This is a genomic window from Microbacterium karelineae, assembly GCF_009745985.1.
Lineage (GTDB): Bacteria > Actinomycetota > Actinomycetes > Actinomycetales > Microbacteriaceae > Microbacterium > Microbacterium karelineae.
This window is the reverse complement of sequence record NZ_WFIX01000190.1, coordinates 187,861-208,453: the sequence shown is the minus strand read 5'-3', so window position 1 is coordinate 208,453 and position 20,593 is coordinate 187,861. Positions and strand designations below refer to the sequence as shown.

General features: G+C 69.1%; 21 protein-coding genes. 14 read left to right on the top strand and 7 right to left on the bottom strand.

What is annotated here, in order from left to right:
• Positions 1-26 precede the first annotated feature (26 nt).
• The 4 genes from GB932_RS14135 to GB932_RS14120 all read left to right on the top strand — a co-directional run bounded on the left by GB932_RS14135 (position 27) and on the right by GB932_RS14120 (position 3,639).
• Positions 27-896 (top strand): SMP-30/gluconolactonase/LRE family protein, encoded by an 870-nt coding sequence (locus GB932_RS14135; RefSeq protein ID WP_156761337.1) that lies wholly within the window; start codon positions 27-29, stop codon positions 894-896.
• A gap of 181 nt (positions 897-1,077) precedes the next feature.
• Complete coding sequence (locus GB932_RS14130) at positions 1,078-1,824, top strand: 3-oxoacid CoA-transferase subunit A (protein WP_156761336.1); 747 nt, start codon at positions 1,078-1,080, stop codon at positions 1,822-1,824.
• Complete coding sequence (locus GB932_RS14125; protein ID WP_156761335.1) at positions 1,821-2,468, top strand: 3-oxoacid CoA-transferase subunit B; 648 nt, start codon at positions 1,821-1,823, stop codon at positions 2,466-2,468. Before GB932_RS14130 ends, GB932_RS14125 begins: the two co-directional genes overlap by 4 nt.
• Position 2,469: 1 nt before the next feature.
• Entirely contained in the window at positions 2,470-3,639 is a 1,170-nt protein-coding gene (locus GB932_RS14120; protein WP_156761334.1) for a thiolase family protein, read from the top strand.
• A 77-nt stretch (positions 3,640-3,716) separates the two neighbouring features.
• On the opposite strand, the gene GB932_RS14115 is transcribed toward GB932_RS14120, so the two are convergent.
• Positions 3,717-4,253, bottom strand: coding sequence for a MarR family winged helix-turn-helix transcriptional regulator (locus GB932_RS14115; RefSeq protein ID WP_197517495.1), 537 nt, complete (start codon positions 4,251-4,253; stop codon positions 3,717-3,719).
• A 168-nt stretch (positions 4,254-4,421) separates the two neighbouring features.
• Between GB932_RS14115 and GB932_RS14110 the strand changes: the two genes are divergently transcribed.
• From GB932_RS14110 to GB932_RS14075, 8 genes are all read left to right on the top strand, one after another.
• Complete coding sequence (locus GB932_RS14110; protein WP_156761332.1) at positions 4,422-5,381, top strand: ABC transporter substrate-binding protein; 960 nt, start codon at positions 4,422-4,424, stop codon at positions 5,379-5,381.
• Entirely contained in the window at positions 5,378-6,235 is an 858-nt protein-coding gene (locus tag GB932_RS14105; RefSeq protein WP_156761331.1) for an MBL fold metallo-hydrolase, read from the top strand. The genes GB932_RS14110 and GB932_RS14105 overlap by 4 nt, the downstream gene beginning before the upstream one ends.
• A complete protein-coding gene (locus tag GB932_RS14100) occupies positions 6,232-7,035 on the top strand; it encodes an ABC transporter permease (RefSeq protein WP_156761330.1) in 804 nt (267 codons plus the stop codon). Before GB932_RS14105 ends, GB932_RS14100 begins: the two co-directional genes overlap by 4 nt.
• Positions 7,032-7,862 (top strand): ABC transporter permease, encoded by an 831-nt coding sequence (locus tag GB932_RS14095; protein WP_197517494.1) that lies wholly within the window; start codon positions 7,032-7,034, stop codon positions 7,860-7,862. The genes GB932_RS14100 and GB932_RS14095 overlap by 4 nt, the downstream gene beginning before the upstream one ends.
• Entirely contained in the window at positions 7,859-8,620 is a 762-nt protein-coding gene (locus GB932_RS14090) for an ABC transporter ATP-binding protein (protein ID WP_156761328.1), read from the top strand. Before GB932_RS14095 ends, GB932_RS14090 begins: the two co-directional genes overlap by 4 nt.
• Positions 8,621-8,686: 66 nt before the next feature.
• The gene (locus tag GB932_RS14085; RefSeq protein ID WP_156761327.1) at positions 8,687-9,454 is read left to right on the top strand and encodes an IclR family transcriptional regulator domain-containing protein; all 768 of its coding nucleotides are present in this window, start codon (positions 8,687-8,689) and stop codon (positions 9,452-9,454) included.
• A gap of 220 nt (positions 9,455-9,674) precedes the next feature.
• Complete coding sequence (locus GB932_RS14080; RefSeq protein ID WP_231916214.1) at positions 9,675-10,844, top strand: metallophosphoesterase family protein; 1,170 nt, start codon at positions 9,675-9,677, stop codon at positions 10,842-10,844.
• Between the two features lie 110 nt (positions 10,845-10,954).
• Complete coding sequence (locus GB932_RS14075; RefSeq protein WP_156761325.1) at positions 10,955-11,743, top strand: hypothetical protein; 789 nt, start codon at positions 10,955-10,957, stop codon at positions 11,741-11,743.
• A gap of 13 nt (positions 11,744-11,756) precedes the next feature.
• On the opposite strand, the gene GB932_RS14070 is transcribed toward GB932_RS14075, so the two are convergent.
• Positions 11,757-12,674, bottom strand: a complete 918-nt coding sequence (locus tag GB932_RS14070; RefSeq protein WP_156761324.1) for a LysR family transcriptional regulator — start codon at positions 12,672-12,674, stop codon at positions 11,757-11,759.
• 95 nt (positions 12,675-12,769) lie between these two features.
• On the opposite strand from GB932_RS14070, the gene GB932_RS14065 reads away from it, so the two are divergent.
• Both GB932_RS14065 and GB932_RS14060 read left to right on the top strand, forming a co-directional pair.
• Entirely contained in the window at positions 12,770-13,807 is a 1,038-nt protein-coding gene (locus GB932_RS14065) for an MBL fold metallo-hydrolase (protein ID WP_156761323.1), read from the top strand.
• 47 nt (positions 13,808-13,854) lie between these two features.
• On the top strand, positions 13,855-15,216 hold the full coding sequence (locus GB932_RS14060) for an MFS transporter (protein ID WP_156761322.1): 1,362 nt from the start codon (positions 13,855-13,857) through the stop codon (positions 15,214-15,216).
• 43 nt (positions 15,217-15,259) lie between these two features.
• Here the strand turns inward: GB932_RS14060 and GB932_RS14055 are convergent, their stop codons facing one another.
• From GB932_RS14055 to GB932_RS14035, 5 genes are read right to left on the bottom strand one after another with little or no spacing between them, the layout of a single operon-like run.
• A complete protein-coding gene (locus tag GB932_RS14055; protein WP_156761321.1) occupies positions 15,260-15,874 on the bottom strand; it encodes a DAK2 domain-containing protein in 615 nt (204 codons plus the stop codon).
• A gap of 35 nt (positions 15,875-15,909) precedes the next feature.
• Positions 15,910-16,911 (bottom strand): dihydroxyacetone kinase subunit DhaK, encoded by a 1,002-nt coding sequence (locus GB932_RS14050; protein ID WP_156761320.1) that lies wholly within the window; start codon positions 16,909-16,911, stop codon positions 15,910-15,912.
• A complete protein-coding gene (locus GB932_RS14045; protein ID WP_231916213.1) occupies positions 16,908-18,017 on the bottom strand; it encodes an ABC transporter permease in 1,110 nt (369 codons plus the stop codon). Before GB932_RS14045 ends, GB932_RS14050 begins: the two co-directional genes overlap by 4 nt.
• On the bottom strand, positions 18,014-19,057 hold the full coding sequence (locus GB932_RS14040; RefSeq protein WP_156761319.1) for an ABC transporter permease: 1,044 nt from the start codon (positions 19,055-19,057) through the stop codon (positions 18,014-18,016). The genes GB932_RS14045 and GB932_RS14040 overlap by 4 nt, the downstream gene beginning before the upstream one ends.
• Positions 19,054-20,565, bottom strand: a complete 1,512-nt coding sequence (locus GB932_RS14035; RefSeq protein ID WP_156761318.1) for a sugar ABC transporter ATP-binding protein — start codon at positions 20,563-20,565, stop codon at positions 19,054-19,056. The genes GB932_RS14040 and GB932_RS14035 overlap by 4 nt, the downstream gene beginning before the upstream one ends.
• Positions 20,566-20,593 lie beyond the last annotated feature (28 nt).

Sequence of the window (20,593 nt, the reverse complement as noted above, 5' to 3'; positions counted from 1 at the left end):
CCGAGTACGGCGCGAGGAGGAACGTGATGACCGCTTCGGATCGATCAGGCGGACGCTGGATCGGCGACCACGCCGTCTTCCACGGCGAGGGCGCGTGGTGGGATCCGCGCATCGGCGCACTGCGCTACGTCGACATGCTCGCGGGCGATGTCGTGACGCTCCGCGGCGATGCCGCCGAGCGGACGGACATGGGATCCGATGTCGCCGCCGTCATCCGCGCCCGGCGCGGCGGCGGGTACGTCGTGGCGGTGCAGCGCGGCTTCCTGATCCTCGACGACGATCTCTCGCTCGAGCGGGAGATCGCCGTCTTCGAGGATCCATCGATCCGCATGAACGAGGGGGCGTGCGACCCGTCCGGACGCCTGTTCGTCGGATCGATGTCCTATGACGCGCGCGGCGGCGCCGGAACCCTGTACCGCCTCGACCCGGACCTCAGCGTCCACGTCGCCCTCGAGAGCGTGTCGATCCCCAACGGGCTCGTGTGGGTCGACGACGGCCACACGGCGCTGCACACCGACACCCCGACGGGCGAGATCCGGGCGTACGCGTTCGACCCTGATATGGGCGAGTTCGGCGCGTCCCGCCCGCACATCGCGATCCCCGCGGAGGTCGGGGCGCCGGACGGCTGCGCCCTCGACGCCGACGGCTGCCTGTGGGTCGCGATCTGGGGCGGATCCGCGGTGCACCGCTACGGCCCCGACGGGACCCTCGAGGACCGGATCGCGCTGCCCGTCAGCAACCCGACCTCGTGCGCTTTCGGCGGCTCGGATGGGACGACCCTGTTCGTGACGACCTCGCAGGAGAACGTGGACGTCGCGGCGGAGCCCCTCGCCGGCCGCGTCCTCGCCGTCGAGGTCGGCGTCCACGGCGCCCCCGTGCACGCGTTCGCCGGCTGACGCACTCTTCGAATGCCTCAGATGGCTCCACCCCGCGCGGGTTGGAGCCATCTGCGGCATTCGGCGCATGGCCCAGGCCTTCGAACGGAGGGGTGGGGCTTCCACTGCTCGCCCGGATCCGCTACCATCGGTGCGTAGAGCGAACTACTGTTCGCAGAGCGAACACCCGCAAGGAGGCCGGATGATCGACAAGAGCGTCGCGAGCGTGTCAGACGCCGTGGCAGGCATCGAGGATGGATCCACCGTCATGATCGGCGGGTTCGGCCGGGCGGGGCAGCCCGTCGAGCTGATCGACGCGCTCATCGCCACGGGCGCGAAGGACCTGACGATCGTGAACAACAATGCCGGCAACGGCGACACCGGGCTTGCGGCTCTTCTCGCCGCGGGGCAGGTGCGGAAGATCGTCTGCTCCTTCCCGCGGCAGAGCGATTCGTGGGTCTTCGACGGCCTGTACCGAGACGGGAAGGTCGAGCTCGAGCTGGTGCCGCAGGGCAACCTGGCTGAGCGGATCCGCGCCGCCGGTGCCGGGATCGGCGCCTTCTACACCCCGACGGGCGTCGGGACCCAGCTCGCCGACGGCAAGGAGATCCGCGAGATCGACGGGCGCGCCTACGCCCTCGAGTACCCGCTCCGGGCCGACTATGCGCTCGTCTCCGGATACCGCGCCGACCGCTGGGGCAACGTCGTCTACCGCGAGACGGCCCGCAACTTCGGCCCCATCATGGCCGCCGCCGCGACGACGAGCATCGTGCAGGTCGACCGCGTCGTCGAGCTCGGATCCCTCGATCCCGAGCACGTCGTGACGCCCGGCATCTACGTCGATCGCGTCGTCGCCGTCGGCGACCGCGCCTGGATCGCAGACGGCGAGTTCGTCGGCGGCGTCGACATCGAGGGACGCCCGCTGCAGACCGAGGAGGACGCACGATGACCGAGCTCACCCGCATCACCCGCCAGGATCTCGCGGCGCGAATCGCCGCCGACATCCCAGAGGGTGCCTTCGTCAACCTCGGCATCGGCGCCCCGACGCTCGTCGCCAACTACCTGCCCGAGGACGAGGAGATCATCCTCCACACCGAGAACGGCCTGCTCGGCATGGGCGGTGCGCCCGAGGAAGGCCTCGTGGATCCCGATCTCATCAACGCGGGCAAGCAGCCCGTCACAGCGCTCAAGGGCGCCGCCTACTTCCATCATGCCGACTCGTTCGCGATGATGCGCGGCGGGCACCTCGACGTCTGCGTGCTCGGCGCGTTCCAGGTCGCGCAGAACGGCGACCTCGCGAACTGGTCGACAGGCGCACCCGGCGCGATCCCCGCCGTCGGAGGCGCGATGGACCTCGCGATCGGCGCGAAGGACGTCTACGTCATGACGGATCTGCTCACGAAGAAGGGTGAGCCGAAGATCGTCGAGGCGTGCACCTACCCGCTGACGGGCGTCGGCTGCGTGACGCGCGTGTACACCGACCATGCCGTCTTCGACGTCACGCCGGACGGCTTCCGCGTGCGCGAGGCGTTCGGATCCAATACGGTCGCGGAGCTCGAGGGGCTCACGGGCCTGAGCCTCGGGGGAGAGTGACATGACCGCCACATACATCTACGACGCCGTCCGCACGCCGTTCGGACGGGCTGCCGGGGCGCTCTCGGGGGTCCGCCCGGACGACCTCGCGGCGACCGTCATGCGCGCCTCCGTCGAGCGGGCCGGCGTGGACCCCGCCCGGATCGCCGACGTGATCTTCGGCGACGCGAACCAGGCGGGCGAGGACAACCGCAATGTGGCCCGCTTCGGCGCGCTGCTCGCCGGGTTCCCGACCTCCGTGACGGGCACGACCGTCAACCGCCTCTGCGCGTCGAGCGTCGAAGCCGTGTTCCAGGGATCCCGTGCGATCGAGGCGGGGGACGCGGAGGTGATCCTCGCGGGCGGCGTCGAGTCGATGAGCCGCGCGCCCTTCGTCGTCGAGAAGTCGCCGAAGCCGTTCCCGGCCGGCGGCAATCCGACGATGTGGAACACATCGATCGGGTGGCGCATGGTCAACCGGAAGCTGCCGACGCACTGGACGATCTCGAACGGCGAGTCGGCCGAGAAGATCGCCCGCGAGTGGGGCATCAGCCGCGAGGAGCAGGACGCCTTCGCCGTGCGCAGCCACACGCGTGCCGCGCAGGCGTGGGCGGATGGCGTGTTCGATCGCGAGATCGTGCAGGTCGAGGGTGTGGAGCTGGCGCGCGACGAGGGGATCCGCGACGGATCCACCGTCGACAAGCTCGCGGGCCTGAAGCCGCTCTTCGCGGAGGGCGGATCGGTCACGGCCGGCAACTCGTCGTCGATCAACGACGGCGCGTCCGCCGTGCTTCTGGGCGCCGAAGGCGCGATCGACGCCGAGCCCCTCGCCCGCATCACGGGCCGCGGCACGCACGGCGTGGATCCCGACGACTTCCCGATCGCGCCCATCGAGGCCGCGAACAAGGCGCTCGCGCGCGCCGGTCGCACCTGGGCGGACGTCGACGTCGTCGAGCTCAACGAGGCGTTCGCGTCCCAGTCGCTCGCCTGTCTCGCCGGCTGGCCCGAACTGGATCCGGAGAAGCTGAACATCCACGGCGGCGCGCTCGCGATGGGGCACCCCCTCGGTGCCTCGGGCGGGCGCATCATCGGCCACGCGGCGCATGAGCTCGCGCGCCGCGGATCCGGGGTCGCGGTCGCAGCGATCTGCATCGGCGTCGGCCAGGGCCTCGCCGTCGTGCTCGAGCGGTGACCCGTTCCGGGGCTCGCTCTGTCGCCGCTGTGCGGCGCACAGGAGCGCGCCCCGGTGGCTCGATGCCCCGTCCGAGGTCATCCCCGTGCGTCGGGTGGACCGCCGTGCTCCGTTCCGAAGGAAGCCGAGTAGTTGTCCTCGAGAGCGGATGCGAGCGTGTGCAGGAGCGCGGTCGTGTCGCCCAGCGCCTGCAGCGCATCGTCGTCCATCCGGCGCAGCCCGCTTGCGATGAAGCTCGAGGTCGCGGCGACGAACTGTTCGACCATCTCCCGGCCGCGTTCAGTCGTGTGCAGGCGCAGGACTCGACGGTCTCGCTCGTCCGGGCGTCGCTCGATCAGGCCCTTGTTCGCCATCTCCTTCGTGAGGGTGCTAACCGTGTTCACGGCGAGGCGCTGCCGATAGGCGAGGTCAGACAGACGCAGACCCGGCATGCGTTCGACGTTCTGAAGGATCTCGACCTGGGCCATGGGAAGGATCTCCCACGGGATCTCGCCGCGGATCCCCTCGGCGATGATGTGGCGCACGCGCATGATCACGGTCGCGAGACCGCGTGAGGTGTCAGTCTCGGGAGTCGCCGTGAGTTCGTGACCGGCCGTCTGCTGTTCCGTCGTCATCTCTGTCTCGTCGTGTTCGAAGAGGTGGGGCCCTTCCACCGTAGAGCCAGTGGGCATATCCTCGGAGCAACTGGTTCTGACTTCAGAAGCAACTACTTCCGTATGCAGAACTAAACGGGTATCCTCTCCGTGAGGCGTCAACGATGACGCCCGGAGAGGACGAGAGACATGTCGAAGACGACACGTACGAAGGCCGCCATCGCGATCATGTCGGCGACGGCGATCGCCGGCGTCGGCTGCTCCGCCGCGGAGGAGGGCGGCGACGCGGGTGGTTCCCTGTCGATCGCGATCGTGCCCGTATCGGGCTCCGTCCCCGTCCTGATCGCCGACGAGCAGGGCTTCTTCGAGGCCGAGGGGCTCGACGTCGAGATCGAGGAGGTTCCCGGGCCAGCGGCCGTCGCGGCACTGCAGAGCGGCGAGGTGGACCTCGCCTCGCTCGGTGCGTCGGTCGTGGCCGCCGCGGTGGCACAGGGACTTCCGCTCCAAGTGGTCAGCGGTCGTACGAGAACCGCCTCGACCGAGGAGACGGATGAGACTGCGATCATGGTCCCGGCGGATTCCGGGATCGAGGAGGTGTCCGACCTCACAGGACTCACGATCGGGACCCAGACTCTGACCTCGCAGAACACGCTGATGGTGCGCAACGCGATGGTGGCCGAAGGGGGTGACCCCGACGCGAACGAGTTCGTCGACATCACGTTCCCCGATATGGCGGCCGCGCTCCGGTCAGGATCGATCGACGCCGCCGTGTCGATCGAACCGTTCGTCTCGGGGATGGAGGAGGACGGCACGGTGCGCCTTGTCGGCGTCGGGCACAACGCATTCGAGACACCCGCTCCGATCGGCGTGATCGCCGCAACTCAGGAGACGGTCGCGGCTGACGAGGAGACCGTCGAAGCGTTCCGGCGCGCGTTCGCCGCTGCGGTCGACTGGGCGAACGACGACGAGGAGAGGCTCCGCGAGGCGCTTCCCGAGCTGATCGACCTCACGCCGGAACAGGCGGAGACGGTGCGCCTTCCGACGTTCGACACCGAGGTCACGCGGGACGGGATGCAGACCCTGGTCGACTCGATGGTCGAGTGGGAGTTCATCGACGAAGCCCCCGACCTGGAGGCGCTGGTCCCGTGAAAAGCGAGAAGCTGAAAGTCACGATCACGGGAACGGGAATCCCCCACGTCGCTCCCGGCCGCGCCGGCGCGGGCGTCCTGGTCCAGAGCGGGACCACGCAGCTGCAGTTCGACGCAGGACGTGCGACGACGCTGCGTCTGGCCGAGGTCGGCGTCGCCACCTCCGATCTCACCGCGATGTTCCTCACCCACCATCACTCCGACCACTGCGTCGACATCGATGACATTCTCTTCAACAGGTGGATTCTCCGTGCGGGGTCCCTCCCGGTCATCGTGCCGGATGGGCCCCTGTCGGATTTCGGCGAGCGCCTGCTGAGCGCGTGGCGCGCGGACCTGGAGATCCGTGAGCATGTGACGGGGCGCGACCCGCTTTCCCTGGACTGGCGCCCGTTCGCGGCTCGAGCCGAGTCGGATGTCGTGTTCGAGCACGGCGGTGTGACCGTGCGGAGCGTGCTCGTCGAGCATCCGCCCGTCGAGCCCGCCGTCGCGTACCGCGTCGATGCGGGAGGGCACGCCGTCGTCGTCAGCGGTGACACGCGCACGTGCGATGCTGTCGAGAAGCTCTCCTTCGGGGCCGATGTCCTCGTGCACGAGGTCGCGCTCCGAGAGCTCATGCCATCCGGCGGCGATGCAAGCGTGTACAGCTATCACGCGGACGCCGTCGACCTCGGTGCGATGGCCGAGCGTTCGGGCGTCGAGACGCTCGTCCTGACGCACCTGCTTCCGCCGCCCCGATCGCCCGACGAGGAGGAGCTGTTCGCGCGGCGCGTCCGCGACGGTGGATTCACCGGCGAGCTGATCGTCGGACGGGATCTCTGGGCGCGCGTGATCGACCATGGAGGCGACCGCAGATGACGGCGCTGGCAACCCCTCGCATGGGAACGGAGATGCGCATCACCGCACTCCGCATCGCGGTCGTGCTGGCGATCACCCTGGTGTGGGAGATGGTGAGCCGGCTGGGGATCCTCGATCCCCGTGACTTCCCGGCGTTCTCGGATGTGGCGGTCTCGTTCGTCACCACGCTCGCTCAGGCGACCACGTGGTGGGCGATCGGGAACACCGTACTCGGATGGCTCCTGGCGATGTGCGTCTCGATCGCGCTGGGCGTCGGTCTGGGGCTCCTGATCGGACCGAGCCGCTTCCTCACGAAGTCCACCTCCCTTCTGATCGACGTGCTGAGGTCGACGCCTCCGCCTGCGCTGATCTTCATCCTGATCCTGATGCTCGGCACCTCGATGGCGATGAAGGTCGCGATGGCGTCGTTTGCAGCCGTGTTCCCGATCCTCATCCAGACGCTCTACGGCGTTCGCGGCGTCGATCCCGTGCTCCGTGACCTCCGCAGGTCGTATCGGATCCGTCCCGCGACAGCGTTCTTCCGGATTCAGCTGCCGGCGTCGATGCCGTTCATCGCGACCGGAGTGCGGATCTCGGCATCGCTGTGTCTGATCGTGATCGTCGTCGCCGAGTATCTCAGCGGTTCGCCCGGCGTCGGAAGCCTGGTCGATGAGGTGCGCAGAATCGGCGACTTCCCCCGCATGTATGCGCTCATCCTGCTCGTCGGCTTCCTCAGCGTCGGGTTGAACCTCGTGATCGGCATGGGTGAGGCCAAGGTGCTCGGATGGCACGCGAGCCACCGGAAAGGGGTACGACGATGAGCGGTACGCGTACGAGCACGATCATCCAGACGGCGATGAAGCCGCGCAGCACGCCATGGACATGGGTTCGCGGCCTGCTGACGGTGATCTGGCTGCCCACTCTGCTCGTGTTGCTGTGGTGGATCGCGTCGGCCGAGGGCACCTCTGCGTCCTTCCCGCCCCTGTCGGACATCGTCGTCGCGCTCGATCGCATGTGGTTCTTCGAGATGTTCTGGACCGATTTCGTGCCGAGCGCGCTGCTCGTTCTCCAGTCCCTCGTCCTCGCGACCATGATCGGCGTCGTGCTCGGCGTGCTCATCGGCTTCAACGACACGGCCGAGCGCGCCATGCGTCCCCTGCTGGATTTCATCCGCGGGATCCCCAAGGTGCTCCTGATCTCGCCCGCTCTCGTGATCCTCGGGGTCGGGACCGGGCTGATGATGTTCGTGCTCACATTCGGAGCGATCTGGCCGATCCTCCTCGGAACGATCGACGGGATACGCGGGATCCCCTCCCAGCTCCACGATCTGCGGCGGTCGTATCGCCTGACGAGGGCGACGTGGCTGTTCCGGATCGCTGTCCCGGCGGCGTCGCCGTCGATCATCGCCGGGATCCGCACCTCGCTCGCCATCGTCATCGTGCTCCTCGTCCCTGCCCAGGCGGTGGGAGCGACCGACGGCCTCGGATTCCAGCTGCGCATGGCGAACGACGCGTTCCGGTTCCCCGACGTCTGGGCGACCGCGATCATGTTCGCGCTGCTGGGATATGCGCTCAACGTTCTTCTGCTCGGCGTCATCGAGCGCCGGGCCCTGTCCTGGTTCCACGCCCGAGGAGGGGCGAATTCATGAACACTCTCGAAGTCACCGGCGTCTCGAAGACCTTCGACACGCCGAGCGGTCCGCTTCCCGTCCTCGAGCGGCTCACGTTCTCGGCGCGCAAGGGCGAGCTGATCTGCATCCTCGGCCCCTCGGGCGCGGGCAAGACGACTCTCCTGCGCAGCATCAGCGGGCTCGACCGGCCGGACACGGGATCCGTCGTGCTCCGCGGGTCGGAGATCGACGGACCCCCAGAGCATCTGGCGTTCGTGTTCCAGGACTACAGCCGTTCGCTGCTGCCGTGGACGTCCGTGGTGAAGAACGTCGAGCTGGTGCTCCTGCGGTTCTCGCTCATGGCGTCCGAGCGGCGGGAACGCGCGATGCGTGCGCTCGAGAGCGTCGGTCTCGCCGACTTCGCATCGTCGTATCCGTGGCAGCTGTCGGGGGGAATGCAGCAGCGGGTGGCGATCGCTCGCGCGCTGGCGTACGACGCGCCACTGCTCGTGATGGACGAGCCGTTCGCGGCCGTCGACGCGCAGACGCGCGCGGAGCTCCAGGATCTTCTCCTCGAGGTCCACGGACAGATCGAGTCCGCGCTCGTGTTCGTCACGCACGACGTCGATGAAGCCGTGTACCTGGCGGACCGCGTCATCGTGCTGTCGAAGCGGCCCGCGTCGGTGAGCGTCGAGCTCGACGTCGAGCTCCCGAGTCCGCGGGATCAGCTTGTGACGAAGGCGGATCCTGAGTTCGCACGACTGCGTACGGAGGTGCTGTCGGCGATCCGGCACTGAGTGGATCGGTGGATTCCGCTGTCGTCTCGCCCGCGACGGCACGGCGAGCGATCGTAGGCTGGGGTGATGCCAGAGGAGACGTCCCGGGAGTTCGTGCAGTCGCTCGCGCGGGGGCTCAGCGTGATCCGCGCGTTCGACGCCGAGCACGCCGCGCTCACCCTGAGCGAGGTGGCACAGCGGGCTGGTCTCGCGCGGGCCGCCGCGCGGCGCTTCCTCCACACCCTCGTCGAGCTCGGGTACGTCCGCGAATCGGGGCGCGACTTCGCCCTGACACCGCGCGTGCTCGAGCTGGGCTACAGCTACCTGTCGGCGCTCAGCCTGCCCGAGATCGTGCATCCGCACCTCGAGCGTCTGTCGCGCGAGGTCGACGAGAGCGTCTCGGCGGCCGTGCTCGACGGATCCGACATCGTCTACATCTCGCGCGTGCCCACGCGCCGCATCATGAGCGTCGGCATCACGATCGGCACCCGCTTCCCGGCCCATGCGACGAGCATGGGACGCGTGCTCCTCGCGCACCTGCCCACGGCGGAGCGTGAGGCGGCCCTGTCCATGCCGCTCGAGGCATACACCGATCGCACGGTCGCGGATCCGCGGATCCTCGCGGAAGAGCTGGAGCGGATCCGAGAGCGCGGCTTCGCGATCGTCGACGGCGAGCTCGAGGAGGGCGTGCGCTCGGTCGCCGCGCCCGTGCGCGGGCGAGGCGGACACGTCGTCGCCGCCGTCAACGTGTCGACGTCGTCGAGCCGCGTCGACCTCGACCGCCTCGAGGGCGCGTTCCTGCCGGCGCTGCGGGACGCGGTGCGGGGGATCGAAGGGGAGCTGGCGCACCTGTAGACGGCCGACTCACGCTTACCGAGTGCCGCACGGCCCCTCGCGGCGCGTCCAATGGCCCGACGGCACTCGGGAACCGGCGTTGCCAACTCCCCCGTCCCGTCACCCACGGATCGCCGGCGCGTCACGCGCCGTCCGCCCCGCAGTCATGTCCCGCGCGCATCCTGGGCCGGTCATTGTCCGGATCACGCGAAAGGCATCGCCGATGTCGTCCTCTCCTCGCATGTCCCTCAGCCGCCGTGGCCTGTTGGCGGGTTCCGTCGCCGCCGTGGGTGCCGCGGCCGTCGCCGCCAGTATCGGCGCACCGTCGGCCGCGCACGCCGCGTCCGCTGACGGCCTCGTTCGCCGTGCCCTGCGCTTCCGCGATGACGGCACCTTCCGCATCGTGCAGTTCAACGACACCCAGGACACGCACACGACGGATGAGCGCACGATCGCTCTGCAGGAAGCGGTGCTCGACGATGCGGACGCCGACTTCGCGCTCATCAACGGCGATGTCATCACGGGCGGAATGACGACCGAACTGCAGGTGAAGCAGGCGCTGAACAACGTCGTGCTCCCGATGGAGAGCCGGGGGATCCTGTGGGCCGTGACGTTCGGGAACCACGACGAGGACAGCGTGCCCCAGACCGGCATGGACGAGTCGCGCATGCTCGCGTTCCTGCGCCAGTACGAGCACAACGTCAATGCGGGCGATGCGGACATCACGGGCACCGCGAACCAGGTGCTCACGATCCGCTCCTCCGCGAACGGGAAGGAGGCGTTCGCGCTGTGGCTGCTCGACTCCGGCCGGTACGCACCGTCGGAGATCGCCGGGCAGGACTTCGCCGGCTACCCGACGTGGGACTGGCTGCGCTTCGACCAGGTCGACTGGTACTGGCGCACGTCGCAGGCGCTCGAGAAGCGCGCCGGCGGTCTCGTGCCCGGGCTCGTCTTCCAGCACATCGCGCTCTGGCAGCACCGCTTCATGTGGTTCGCGAGCGTCGACGGACGCACCGACGACGACCATGCTCGTGCCGTTGCGAAGCACGGCATCGTGGGCGAGCGGCACGAGGACGAGTGTCCCGGCCCGTTCGATTCGGGGATGTTCAACGCGATGCTCCACCGCGGCGACATCAAGGGCCTCTTCGTCGGGCACGACCACGTCAACACCTACGTCGGCAACTACTACGGCATCGAGCTCGGATACGGCCCGGGCACCGGCTTCGGGCCGTACGGGCTCGGCGGCGCCGACACCCACCGTCTGCGGGGAGCGCGCGTCTTCACGCTCGACGAGAACGCAGACGGCGTCTACACGGGGTCGCGTGCCCTGTTCGCAAGCGACTACGGCATCGACCTGACGAACGAACGCCGCCCGAGCGAGCCGGCTCCGTTCCCGTCATACGTGCGCTGACCCGGCCTTCCCGAGTGCCCGCGCGCCCTCCGGGGCGCGACCGGAGGCGCGGCGGCACTCGGGAAGCGGCGGTATTCCCAGCCGCCCGCCGCTGATGCCAGGATGAGAGCATGCGCATCCGCCGATCCGTCGCCGCCCTCGCCGTGACCGTGTTCGCCGCCGTCCTCGCGTCCTGCGACGCCGGAACCGACGAGCAGGCCGCCGACGCGTCCGCGCCGGCAGAGGCGCCGCCGGCGACCGCGGCGCCAACGGAGGGCACCGGGACGGAGACGCCGGCCGTGCCGCCCGAGTGCGACGGCTTCCTCTTCGCTCCCGACACGCAGATCGACGGGCGACTGCTCGGCGACTGCATGGCGGCGGCGATGCAGCTGGCCGGATCCGGCGTGCAGCGCGTCGATGCGAGCGATGGCACGTCGTCGCTCGTCGAATTCGCGTGGGATCCCGACTTCTCGATGAGCGTTGAGGGCGATCAGCATGTCGTGGTGCGCGGCGACGACGGATGGCTGCATGTTCCCGAGGTCGGCTGGGTGAAGTCCGAGCCGGGGTCCGAGGATCCCATCGTGCAGCAGGCGACGATGATCGTCGAGCTCACGCGCGCGCTCGGATCCCCGCAGGTGCTCGCCGAGTTCTTCGCCACCTCGCCGACATGGACGCTCGTCGAGGACGCCCCCGTTCCCGCCGCCGACGCGGTGGCGGACGTCGCGTGGCTCATCGAGCCCGATTCGGCGATGAACCTCGCCGGCGTCGAGCTGACCGACGTGGAGCTGTGGCTCACGACCGACCACCTCGGCGCCTACTTCGTCGGCACGGGCACCTTCGGCGGGGTGAGCACGACGACGAGCAACACCTTCCTCGAATGGGGCGGCGACGTCGAGATCCCGAACCCCGCCGAGGGCTGACGGCGCCGGCCGCTCACCCCTCCGAGAGCGTCGCCTCCGTCGTCGCCCAGTAGTCGCGGACGGCGGCGAGGGCCTCGCTGACGAGCGCCGTGGGGGTGACGCGGCGGGGGAGCGCCGCGACGACGGGATTGTCGAAGGGCGACGCGGGCAGGTCCCGGAAGCGGAGCGGCCGCCCCTCGGGGCTGCGCGACGTCGTCTGCATGAGCAGCGAGTAGGCGGATCCACGCCCGACGACGTTGTGGATGGTCTGCACGCTCGAGCTGCGCCACGGAACCAGCGGATCCGCGCCCTCCGCGGCGAACGCGGCGAGGGTCCTCTGCAGCGCCGGTTCCTCGTCGAGGAAGATCGCGGGGTGCGCGGCGAGGCGTCGGAGGGTGAGATCCGGCTCGTCCGCCAGGGGGTGGTCCGGGCTCATGACGGCGAGCCGCCTCGCGTGACGCAGCGTCGTGGCGTCGCACGCGGATCCGAGCTGGGCGCGGTAGATGACGCAGACGTGCACCCGCCCCGCGAGCATCTCGTTCTGCACGTGCGAGCCCGAGCCCTCGACGAACTCCAGCTCCACGTCAGGATGGCGGCTCGCGAACCAGTCGATCAGGGCGGGGATCGTGTGCATCGAGAGCGTGCGGTACACGCCGATGGACAGGCGGCCGCTGAGGCGCCCCCGCACCTCCGAGACGATCGAGGACACCTTGTGGACCTCGTCGAGCACGCTCCGCGCGTGCGCGACGACCGCGATCCCCTCCGTCGTCAGGGCGATCCCGTGGCCGGGGCGCCGGATGACGAGCGCCGTCCCGACGGTCCGTTCGAGCTGACCGAGCGCGATGCTCACGGCGGCCTGGGTCACGCGACAGCGCTCCGCCGCGGCCGTCAGCGACCCCGAATCGGCGATCGCGACGAAGTACTCGAGCTGCCGCAGCGTGATCTCAGTCATAAAGACAGTTAACAGCAATGCAAAGTTCTTTTAGGTCGACAAATGGCGTGGCATGGCGAATCATCGACGGCATGTCAGAAAGCAGCGTCGCCTCGATGACGGAATCCCCCCTTCGCGTCGTCACGCTCGGCACCGCCGGCGGGCCCCGATGGTGGGCGGATCATGATGGCGCCCCGCGGTTCGGCATCGCCACCGCGATCGTCGTCGGCGAACGCTGGTACCTCGTCGACTGCGGCGACGGCGCCGGCCATCAGGCCAAGGCGGCGGGCCTGAGCATGCTCGACCTGGGCGGGATCTTCGTGACCCACATGCACTCCGACCACCTCGTCGACCTGCCGAGCCTCCTGCTGTTCGGCGCGTTCGAGCTCAAGGGGAAGACCGGAGGGCCCATCCCGATCGTCGGCCCCGGCGACCGCGGCCGCCTCACCCCGCTGTCGCCGCGCGCGACGTCGATCCCCGAGGCGGTGGCGCCGGAGCGCCCCACGCCCGGCGTCTCCGGCCTCGTCGACGGCCTCCTCGCCGCCTACGCCACCGACATCAACGACCGGATCTTCGACTCGCTCGCGAAGAGCCCCCGTGACACGTTCGCGGTGCAGGAGATCGCGCTGCCGCCGAGCTGCGGATTCGACCCGGATCACGACGTGGCGCCCGAGATGGATCCGATCGTGGTGTTCCGCGACGACCTCGTCACCGTCACGGCGACGCTCGTCTCGCACCACCCGATGGCGCCCGCTTTCGCCTACCGCTTCGACAGCGCGCACGGATCCGTGACGATCTCGGGCGACACCGCGCCGTGCGAGAACCTCGTGCGGCTCGCGAGCGGCACCGATCTCCTGCTCCACGAGGCCATCGACCTCGACAACCTCGCCTCGCAGTACTCGGACACGGAGATGCTCCAGGCGACGCTCGACCACCACCGCCGGTCGCACACGACGCCGGCCGATGCCGGGAGGATCGCGTCCCGAGCGGGTGCGGCTCACCTCGCGCTCCACCACCTCGTGCCGTCGCACGCCCATCCCGCGGTCTGGCAGGACGCGCGGACGACATATGACGGGGACCTGTCGATCCCCCATGACCTCGAGACGCTCGTCGTCGCCCGCGCCCACGCGCCCGGCGCGCGCATGCTCGCGTAATCCCCCACCCGCCCGGCACAGCCGGGCCGCAGCCACAGGAGTCAACGATGACGACCGAATCCCCCCGAACCCAGGCACTCGACACCGAATACGCCGCGTCCGAACGCCAGATGCGTCGGATCCTCGCGTCGAGCCTGCTCGGCACCGCGCTCGAGTACTACGACTTCATCCTGTACGCCACGGCCGCCGGCATCGTCTTCAACAGGGTGTTCTTCGCGGGCCTCGACCCGACCGCCGCGCTCGTGCTGTCGTTCGGCACGCTCGCCGCAGGGTACGTGGCACGGCCGCTCGGCGGGATCATCTTCGGGCACCTCGGCGACCGGATCGGGCGCAAGGCCGTCCTCATGTCGACGGTGCTCATCATGGGCATCACCTCGACGCTCATCGGGCTGCTGCCGACCAACGCCCAGATCGGCGTGATGGCGCCCATCCTGCTCGTCACCCTGCGAGTGGTCCAGGGGATCGCCGTCGGCGGCGAGTGGGGCGGCGCGATGCTCGTCGGCTTCGAGAACGCGAAGAAGCGCTCGCGCGGCTTCGCGGCGGCGTTCTCGTACATGGGCGCACCGACCGGCACGCTCGTCGGCACGCTGATCCTCGCCGGGATGGCCACGATGCCCGACGAGCAGTTCCTGGCCTGGGGATGGCGCGTCCCGTTCCTCCTCTCCGCCGTGTTCATGCTCATCGTCGTGTTCATCCGGCGGCGCGTCAACGAGTCGAAGGTGTTCCAGGAGGCCGCGCAGAAGGCTCCCGCCGAGCACCGGACTCCGCTCGTCGAACTGATCCGGGATCACTGGAGGCCGCTGCTCCGTGCGTTCTCGGTCGGGATCTCCGGCCAGGCGGCGCAGGGCCTCATGGGAGCGTGGGCCGTCGCCTACGTCGTGCAGCAGGCGGCGCACGCCTCGAGCCTCGTGCTGGTGCTCAAAGCCTGCGCCGCCGTCACCACGATCGTGTTCATCATCATCGCCTCGCGGATGTCCGACCGGTACGGCCGGCGCCGGATCCTCATGTTCGGCAACATTCTCGGCATCGCCCTGGCGTTCCCGATCATGATGATGCTCCAGACCGACAGCGTGGTCCTGTTCTTCTTCGCCGTGTTCCTCGGCCTGTCGGTCGTGCAGGGCTTCTCGGCCGGCCCCTACGGCGCCTACGCGGGGGAGCAGTTCCCGACGTCGGTGCGCAATTCGGGGTCGTCGGTGGCCTATCAGTTCGCCGCGACGGCGGGGGCGGGTTTCACGCCGATGATCGCGACCGCTCTCGTGGGCCTCGGCGGCGGCGATCTGTGGCTCGTCGCGCTGCTCTGGATCGGATTCGCCGCCGTCAGCCTCATCGGGCTGACGACCGGACGCGACCGCTCCCGGCTCGACCTCCACGAGCTCGATGGCCGGGAGTTCCTGCGCGAGGCGAGCTGAGAGGCCGACGCAGCACACGCTGCGTCGGCCCATCGCGTCGGGCTCAGGCCGGATTCGCGGCCTTCCACGCCTGCAGGAATCGCAGGAACGCGGTCGCGCCGGGGTCCTGCAGGCCGATGCTGCGCTCCTGCAGCCATGAGGCGCGGCCGCGCCGCGACTGGAGATCCTTCGACGTCACGACGCCCTCCTCGGCGGCCGAGATGGCCGCATCGAGTCCGCTCTTCGGCACAGACGCGCGCAGCGCCTCCGCCGCCGGGAACATCGCGTCCAGGATCGTCTTGTCGCCGACCTGGGACTTGCCGCGCGAGCTGATCGACTCCGCGGCCGTCATCGCGAAGTCGGCGATGCGCTCTGCATCGATGTCGTCGACGCCCTTCCAGCGCTTCGAACCGGCCAGCAGCGCTCCCGCAACGAGCGCGGCCATCGTCGACGGGTTGGCGTTCGCGAACGCCTTCGCGCAGGCCAGGACGACTTCGCTCGGCGTCGCGGTGTCCGGCAGCGCCGTCATCGCGTCCGACACGGCAGCGGCGCCGGCGGAGACGGTGATCCCGAGATCGCCGTCACCGAGTGCCTGGTCGAGATCGCCGAGCTCATCGGCGTGCTTCGGAAACTCCTCGACGACGCGAGAGATGGCGAGGCGGAGTTCAGATGCGTTCATCGTTGATGGGATCCTCTTGTCGGGGTCGTTCGGCGTCAGGCTTCGGTGAAGAACGGCGACGAGGCCGGCGCCTCGAGCAGGGCGAGGCGCTCGTCGTTCAGCGCGAGCAGCGAGATCGACGCGCCCGCCATCTCCAGGCTGGTCGCGAATTCTCCGACGTAGCGCTTGGAGATCGTGACGCCGCGCTCGGCGAGCACCTGGTATACGCGCCGGTACAGCACATAGAGCTCCTCGAGCGGGGTCGCGCCGAGACCATTCACCAGGACAGCGACGCGGTCGCCATCGCCGAGTTCGAGGTCGGCGAGGATCCGCTCGGTCAAGTGCTCGGCGATGTCGTCTGCCGTCTCGAGGGGGCCGCGTCGGATGCCGGGCTCGCCGTGGATCCCGATGCCGATCTCCATCTCGCCGTCGCCGAGATCGAAGCTCGCCTTGCCGGTCGTCGGCAGGATCGTCGGCGCGAGGCCGACTCCCATCGTCGCGGTGTGCCGGCCGATGTCTTCCGCGACCGCGGCGACGGAGTCGAGGTCGTCCCCGCGCTCGGCCGCCGCGCCCGCGGCCTTGTATGCGAAGAAGATCCCGGCGACGCCGCGCCGATCTGCGGCGCTCTCGCGCGGTTGGCTCGCGACGTCGTCGTGCCCGAGGACGGTCCGCGTCTCGATGCCCTCGAGCTCGGCGAGGTCGCCTGCCAGGTCGAAGTTGAACACGTCGCCGCCGTAGTTGCCGTAGAGGTAGAGGACGCCGGCGCCGCCGTCCACGGCCTTCGTCGCCTCGAAGATCTGCTCGGACGACGGTGACGAGAAGACGTTGCCGATGGCGACCCCCGACGCGAGCCCGCGCCCGACGTAGCCCTTGAACAGTGGCAGATGACCGGATCCCCCGCCCGTGACGATGCCGACCCTGCCGCGGGTCGGCGCGTCTGCGCGCACCATCACACGGGGGTCGTCGCCGGGCGTTCTCACCATATCGGGGTGCGCGAGGAGGATCCCCTCGATGAACTCGTCGACGAAGGCATCCGGCTCGTTGATGATCTTCTTCATTGCTGCTCCGTTCTCCCGGCAGCCTGTGTCCGGGTGCTCTCTGTCTGAGGGGGTCGTCTCCGCTTGGGCCGGCGCCATTCGACGGCATCCAGCACCATCACGCCGACGAGGATGGCGCCCTGCGCGATCGCGTACTCGTAGGACGACAGACGCAGCGCTGTGAATCCGCTCGACACGACCTGGAGTGTCAGGGTCGCGAGGAGGACACCGGCGACCGACGCGAAGCCGCCCGTGTGGCGGGTGCCGCCGAGCACAGCGATCACGATCACGAGGAGCACGTAGGACGCCCCGTAGTCGGCGGACGCCGTCGGATTGCGGGCGAGGAACAGGACGCCGGCGAGGCCCGCGAGGGATCCGCCGAGCAGGTAGGTGCTGATGAGGATCCGGCCGCTGCGGAATCCCGAGTACGTCGCGGCGACGGGGTTGGCGCCGAGGAGCTGGATCCGTCGGCCGAGGGCGGTCCGGTTGACGATCATCGCGATCAGGACCGCCACGATGAGCAGCGCGACGAAGAGCATCGGGACGGGGCCGATCGCCGTCCGCCCGAAGTTCGTGAGGATCGCGGGGGCACCGTACAGCGTCGTGCCCCCTGTCCACACGACGGCGATGCCGTTGAAGATCTGCATCGTGCCGAGGGTGGCGAGGATCGGAGTGATGCCGACGACGCTGATGAGGATCGCGTTGACGAGACCGCACAGAGCCCCGACGGCGACGCCGAGGAGGGCGAGCGGAATGCCCATCGCCTCGGCGAGTGCGGGATCCGCTGCGGCGATCGAGGTGAACGCCGTCGAGATCGTGATCGCCGACAGGCTCGCGATCGACACGAGCGAGAGATCGATCCCACCCGTCAGCATCGCGAGCATGATTGCGATGCTGATGATGCCGATCTCCGGCGACGCGACCATCAGGTTCTGCAGGTTGATCGGACTGAGGAACACGGCCGGCTTGACGATCGCGAAGAACGCGAACGCGATCAGGAGCGCGATCGCCATCCGTCCCGCCCCGCGTCCGCCGCCCGTGCGCTGCAGCGTGCGGCGCACCCAGCCGTCGACGTGGTTGTTGACCCGGCGCAGGGCCACGGTCTCCGGAACCTTCGTCCCGCTCATGAGGCCGTCTCCTTCACGGTGGGCTTCGGTGATTCGTCGACGGTGTGAACGCGTCGTGCACGGCGGCGGGCTGCGATGGCCTGGATCCCGACGCCGACCACGAGCAGCGCGCCGACGGCGGCGCGGAGCCATGCGCTCGGCACGCCGGCGAGCAGGAGGCTGTTGTTGATCGTCTGGACGAGCAGCACGCCGAGGACGGTGCCGAGCACCGTCCCACGGCCGCCGAAGATCGAGGCGCCGCCGAGGACGACGGCGGCGATGATGTCGAGCTCCCCGCCGATCAGGTCCTGCGGGTTGGCGCTCCGGCTCATGATCATGTGCACGACGCCGGCGACCGCCGCGAGCATGCCGACGAGGACGTACAAGCAGATCTGCGTCGGGACGACGCGGAAGCCCGCACGTCGGGAGGCCTCGAAGTCGCCGCCGAGCGCATAGAGAGAGCGGCCGAACATCGTGCCGCGCAGCATCCACCAGATCGCGATCGTCAGCGCGATGGCGACCAGAACCATGATGTGGAGGTACGCACGCCCTCGACCCGACTCGAAGTCGATCACGTCGATCGTCGCCAGCGACGCCATCGATGCGGGCAGCTGCGCGTAGTACGTCGAGCCGACGAAGGTGTACATCGCACCGATGAACAGACCCTGCGTGCCGAGCGTCACGATGAGCGTGGGCAATCGAAAACGCGCGATGACCACGCCGTTGACGGCGCCGAGGGCAGCCCCGATCGCGATGGCGGCGAGGAACACCGCGGGAACGCCAGGATCGAAGCCCAGCTTCAGGAACGTGCTCACCGCGGCGTATGCCGAGAAGATCGCGACGGCGGGAAAGGACACGTCGATGCCGCCCGAGATGATCACGAGGAGGACGGCGAGCGCGAAGATCATCGGGACCGTCGAGCTGCGCAGAATCGAGAAGGCTGTGTTCGCGGAGAAGAACGCGGGGCTCGCGATCGACATCGCGACGATGACAGCGAGGAGGACGAGCGCGAGGATGCCTTCGTTGTTGGGGCCGTGGATTCGGCGGATGAGGTGCCTCATGCGGCCAGCCCCTCGTGAAGCGCGGCAGTCGTGATGTCGTCACCCGTGAGCTCCCCCGAGATCCGTCCGCGCGCGACGACGAGGACGCGGTGACAGCAGGACACAAGCTCGGGAGCGTCGTCGGAGATCACGACGATCGCCATCCCCGAGGCCGCCTGCTCCCGAAGCAGGCCGAGCAGCTGCGCCTTCGACCCGACGTCGACGCCCACCGTGGGGCCGTTGAGGATGAGCACCTTCGGCTCCGTGGCCAGCCACTTGGCGATGACGACGCGCTGCGCGTTTCCGCCCGAGAGCGACCGCACCTGCGCCTCGGCGTTCGGAGCCTTGATCTTCAGGGCATCGAACAGGCCCTTCACGGTCGCCCCGATCCGGGCGCCGTCCAGTGTGAGGCGCGGAGATCGGAAGCGCCCAAGGGAGGAGGCGACGATGTTGTCGGAGATCGACTTCTCCAGGAAGAGGCCCTGCGTCAGGCGGTCCTCCGGCACGTACGCGATGCCGGCGGCGACCGCGTCGGGAATGTCGGCGATGAGGACCGGAACGCCATCCACGGCGATCTCTCCGGACTTCGGCGGGTGCACGCCGAAGATCGACTCGGCGATCTCGGTCCGACCTGATCCGAGAAGGCCCGTGATCCCGAGGATCTCCCCGGCGCGGACGGAGAACGAGACATCATGGAACGCGCCGGGCAGCGTCAGCTTCTCCACGCGCAGACGGACGGGACTGTCCGCGGGCACCGCCCGGACGACTCGGGACTCGTCGATCTGCTGCCCGGTCATGCGCTCGGCGATCGATGCGCGGGTGTAGGTGCTGGTCGGCGCGCTCGCGGTGACCCGGCCCGAGCGCATGATCGTGAGTCGCTGGGAGATCGCGAGCACCTCTTCGAGCTTGTGTGAGACGAAGACGAGTGCCACGCCTCGCGCCCGCAGCCGCTCGACGATCATGAACAGACGGTCGACCTCCGTGTGCGTGAGCGCCGTCGTCGGCTCGTCCATGATGATGACGCGCGCGTCGTTCACGAGCGCGCGGCAGATCGCGGTCAGCTGGCGATCGGCGACCGAGAGCGTGCCGAGATCGGCGTCGAGATCGAGATCGATCTCGAGGTCGTCGACGATGGCACGTGCGCGCGGGCGGGCGATGCGCGGCCGGTTCAGTCTGCGCCCCGCCGCCACGTGCGCGGTGATGACGATGTTCTCCGCGACCGTCAGGTTCGGGAACAGGGAGAAATCCTGGTAGATCACCTGGATTCCGCTCGTGATCGCGGAGGTCGTGCTCATCCGGGCGTGCGAGACGTCATCGATGGTGATCGTGCCGCTGTCGGCGCGCTCGGCGCCGGAGATCACCTTGATGAGAGTCGACTTCCCGCAGCCGTTCTCGCCGGCGATGCAGTGCACCTCCCCGGGCATGACGTCGATGGACACGTCGTCCAGCGCCTGCACTCCGCCGTAGCGTTTCGAGATGCCCCGCACCGAGAGGACGGGAGCGACGGTCGTGGCACGTTCGTTCGTCATCGAAGACCTTTCTTCCGTGGTCCCTGCT

Excerpts from the sequence above, each read along its gene's own strand:
- GB932_RS14135 (WP_156761337.1), top strand. The coding sequence starts at position 27 with ATGACCGCTTCGGATCGATCAGGCGGACGCTGGATCGGCGACCACGCC.
- GB932_RS14130 (WP_156761336.1), top strand. The coding sequence starts at position 1,078 with ATGATCGACAAGAGCGTCGCGAGCGTGTCAGACGCCGTGGCAGGCATC.
- GB932_RS14125 (WP_156761335.1), top strand. The coding sequence starts at position 1,821 with ATGACCGAGCTCACCCGCATCACCCGCCAGGATCTCGCGGCGCGAATC.
- GB932_RS14120 (WP_156761334.1), top strand. The coding sequence starts at position 2,470 with ATGACCGCCACATACATCTACGACGCCGTCCGCACGCCGTTCGGACGG.
- GB932_RS14115 (WP_197517495.1), bottom strand. The coding sequence starts at position 4,253 with ATGACGACGGAACAGCAGACGGCCGGTCACGAACTCACGGCGACTCCC.
- GB932_RS14110 (WP_156761332.1), top strand. The coding sequence starts at position 4,422 with ATGTCGAAGACGACACGTACGAAGGCCGCCATCGCGATCATGTCGGCG.
- GB932_RS14100 (WP_156761330.1), top strand. The coding sequence starts at position 6,232 with ATGACGGCGCTGGCAACCCCTCGCATGGGAACGGAGATGCGCATCACC.
- GB932_RS14095 (WP_197517494.1), top strand. The coding sequence starts at position 7,032 with ATGAGCGGTACGCGTACGAGCACGATCATCCAGACGGCGATGAAGCCG.
- GB932_RS14090 (WP_156761328.1), top strand. The coding sequence starts at position 7,859 with ATGAACACTCTCGAAGTCACCGGCGTCTCGAAGACCTTCGACACGCCG.
- GB932_RS14085 (WP_156761327.1), top strand. The coding sequence starts at position 8,687 with ATGCCAGAGGAGACGTCCCGGGAGTTCGTGCAGTCGCTCGCGCGGGGG.
- GB932_RS14080 (WP_231916214.1), top strand. The coding sequence starts at position 9,675 with ATGTCCCTCAGCCGCCGTGGCCTGTTGGCGGGTTCCGTCGCCGCCGTG.
- GB932_RS14075 (WP_156761325.1), top strand. The coding sequence starts at position 10,955 with ATGCGCATCCGCCGATCCGTCGCCGCCCTCGCCGTGACCGTGTTCGCC.
- GB932_RS14070 (WP_156761324.1), bottom strand. The coding sequence starts at position 12,674 with ATGACTGAGATCACGCTGCGGCAGCTCGAGTACTTCGTCGCGATCGCC.
- GB932_RS14065 (WP_156761323.1), top strand. The coding sequence starts at position 12,770 with ATGACGGAATCCCCCCTTCGCGTCGTCACGCTCGGCACCGCCGGCGGG.
- GB932_RS14060 (WP_156761322.1), top strand. The coding sequence starts at position 13,855 with ATGACGACCGAATCCCCCCGAACCCAGGCACTCGACACCGAATACGCC.
- GB932_RS14055 (WP_156761321.1), bottom strand. The coding sequence starts at position 15,874 with ATGAACGCATCTGAACTCCGCCTCGCCATCTCTCGCGTCGTCGAGGAG.
- GB932_RS14050 (WP_156761320.1), bottom strand. The coding sequence starts at position 16,911 with ATGAAGAAGATCATCAACGAGCCGGATGCCTTCGTCGACGAGTTCATC.
- GB932_RS14045 (WP_231916213.1), bottom strand. The coding sequence starts at position 18,017 with ATGAGCGGGACGAAGGTTCCGGAGACCGTGGCCCTGCGCCGGGTCAAC.
- GB932_RS14040 (WP_156761319.1), bottom strand. The coding sequence starts at position 19,057 with ATGAGGCACCTCATCCGCCGAATCCACGGCCCCAACAACGAAGGCATC.
- GB932_RS14035 (WP_156761318.1), bottom strand. The coding sequence starts at position 20,565 with ATGACGAACGAACGTGCCACGACCGTCGCTCCCGTCCTCTCGGTGCGG.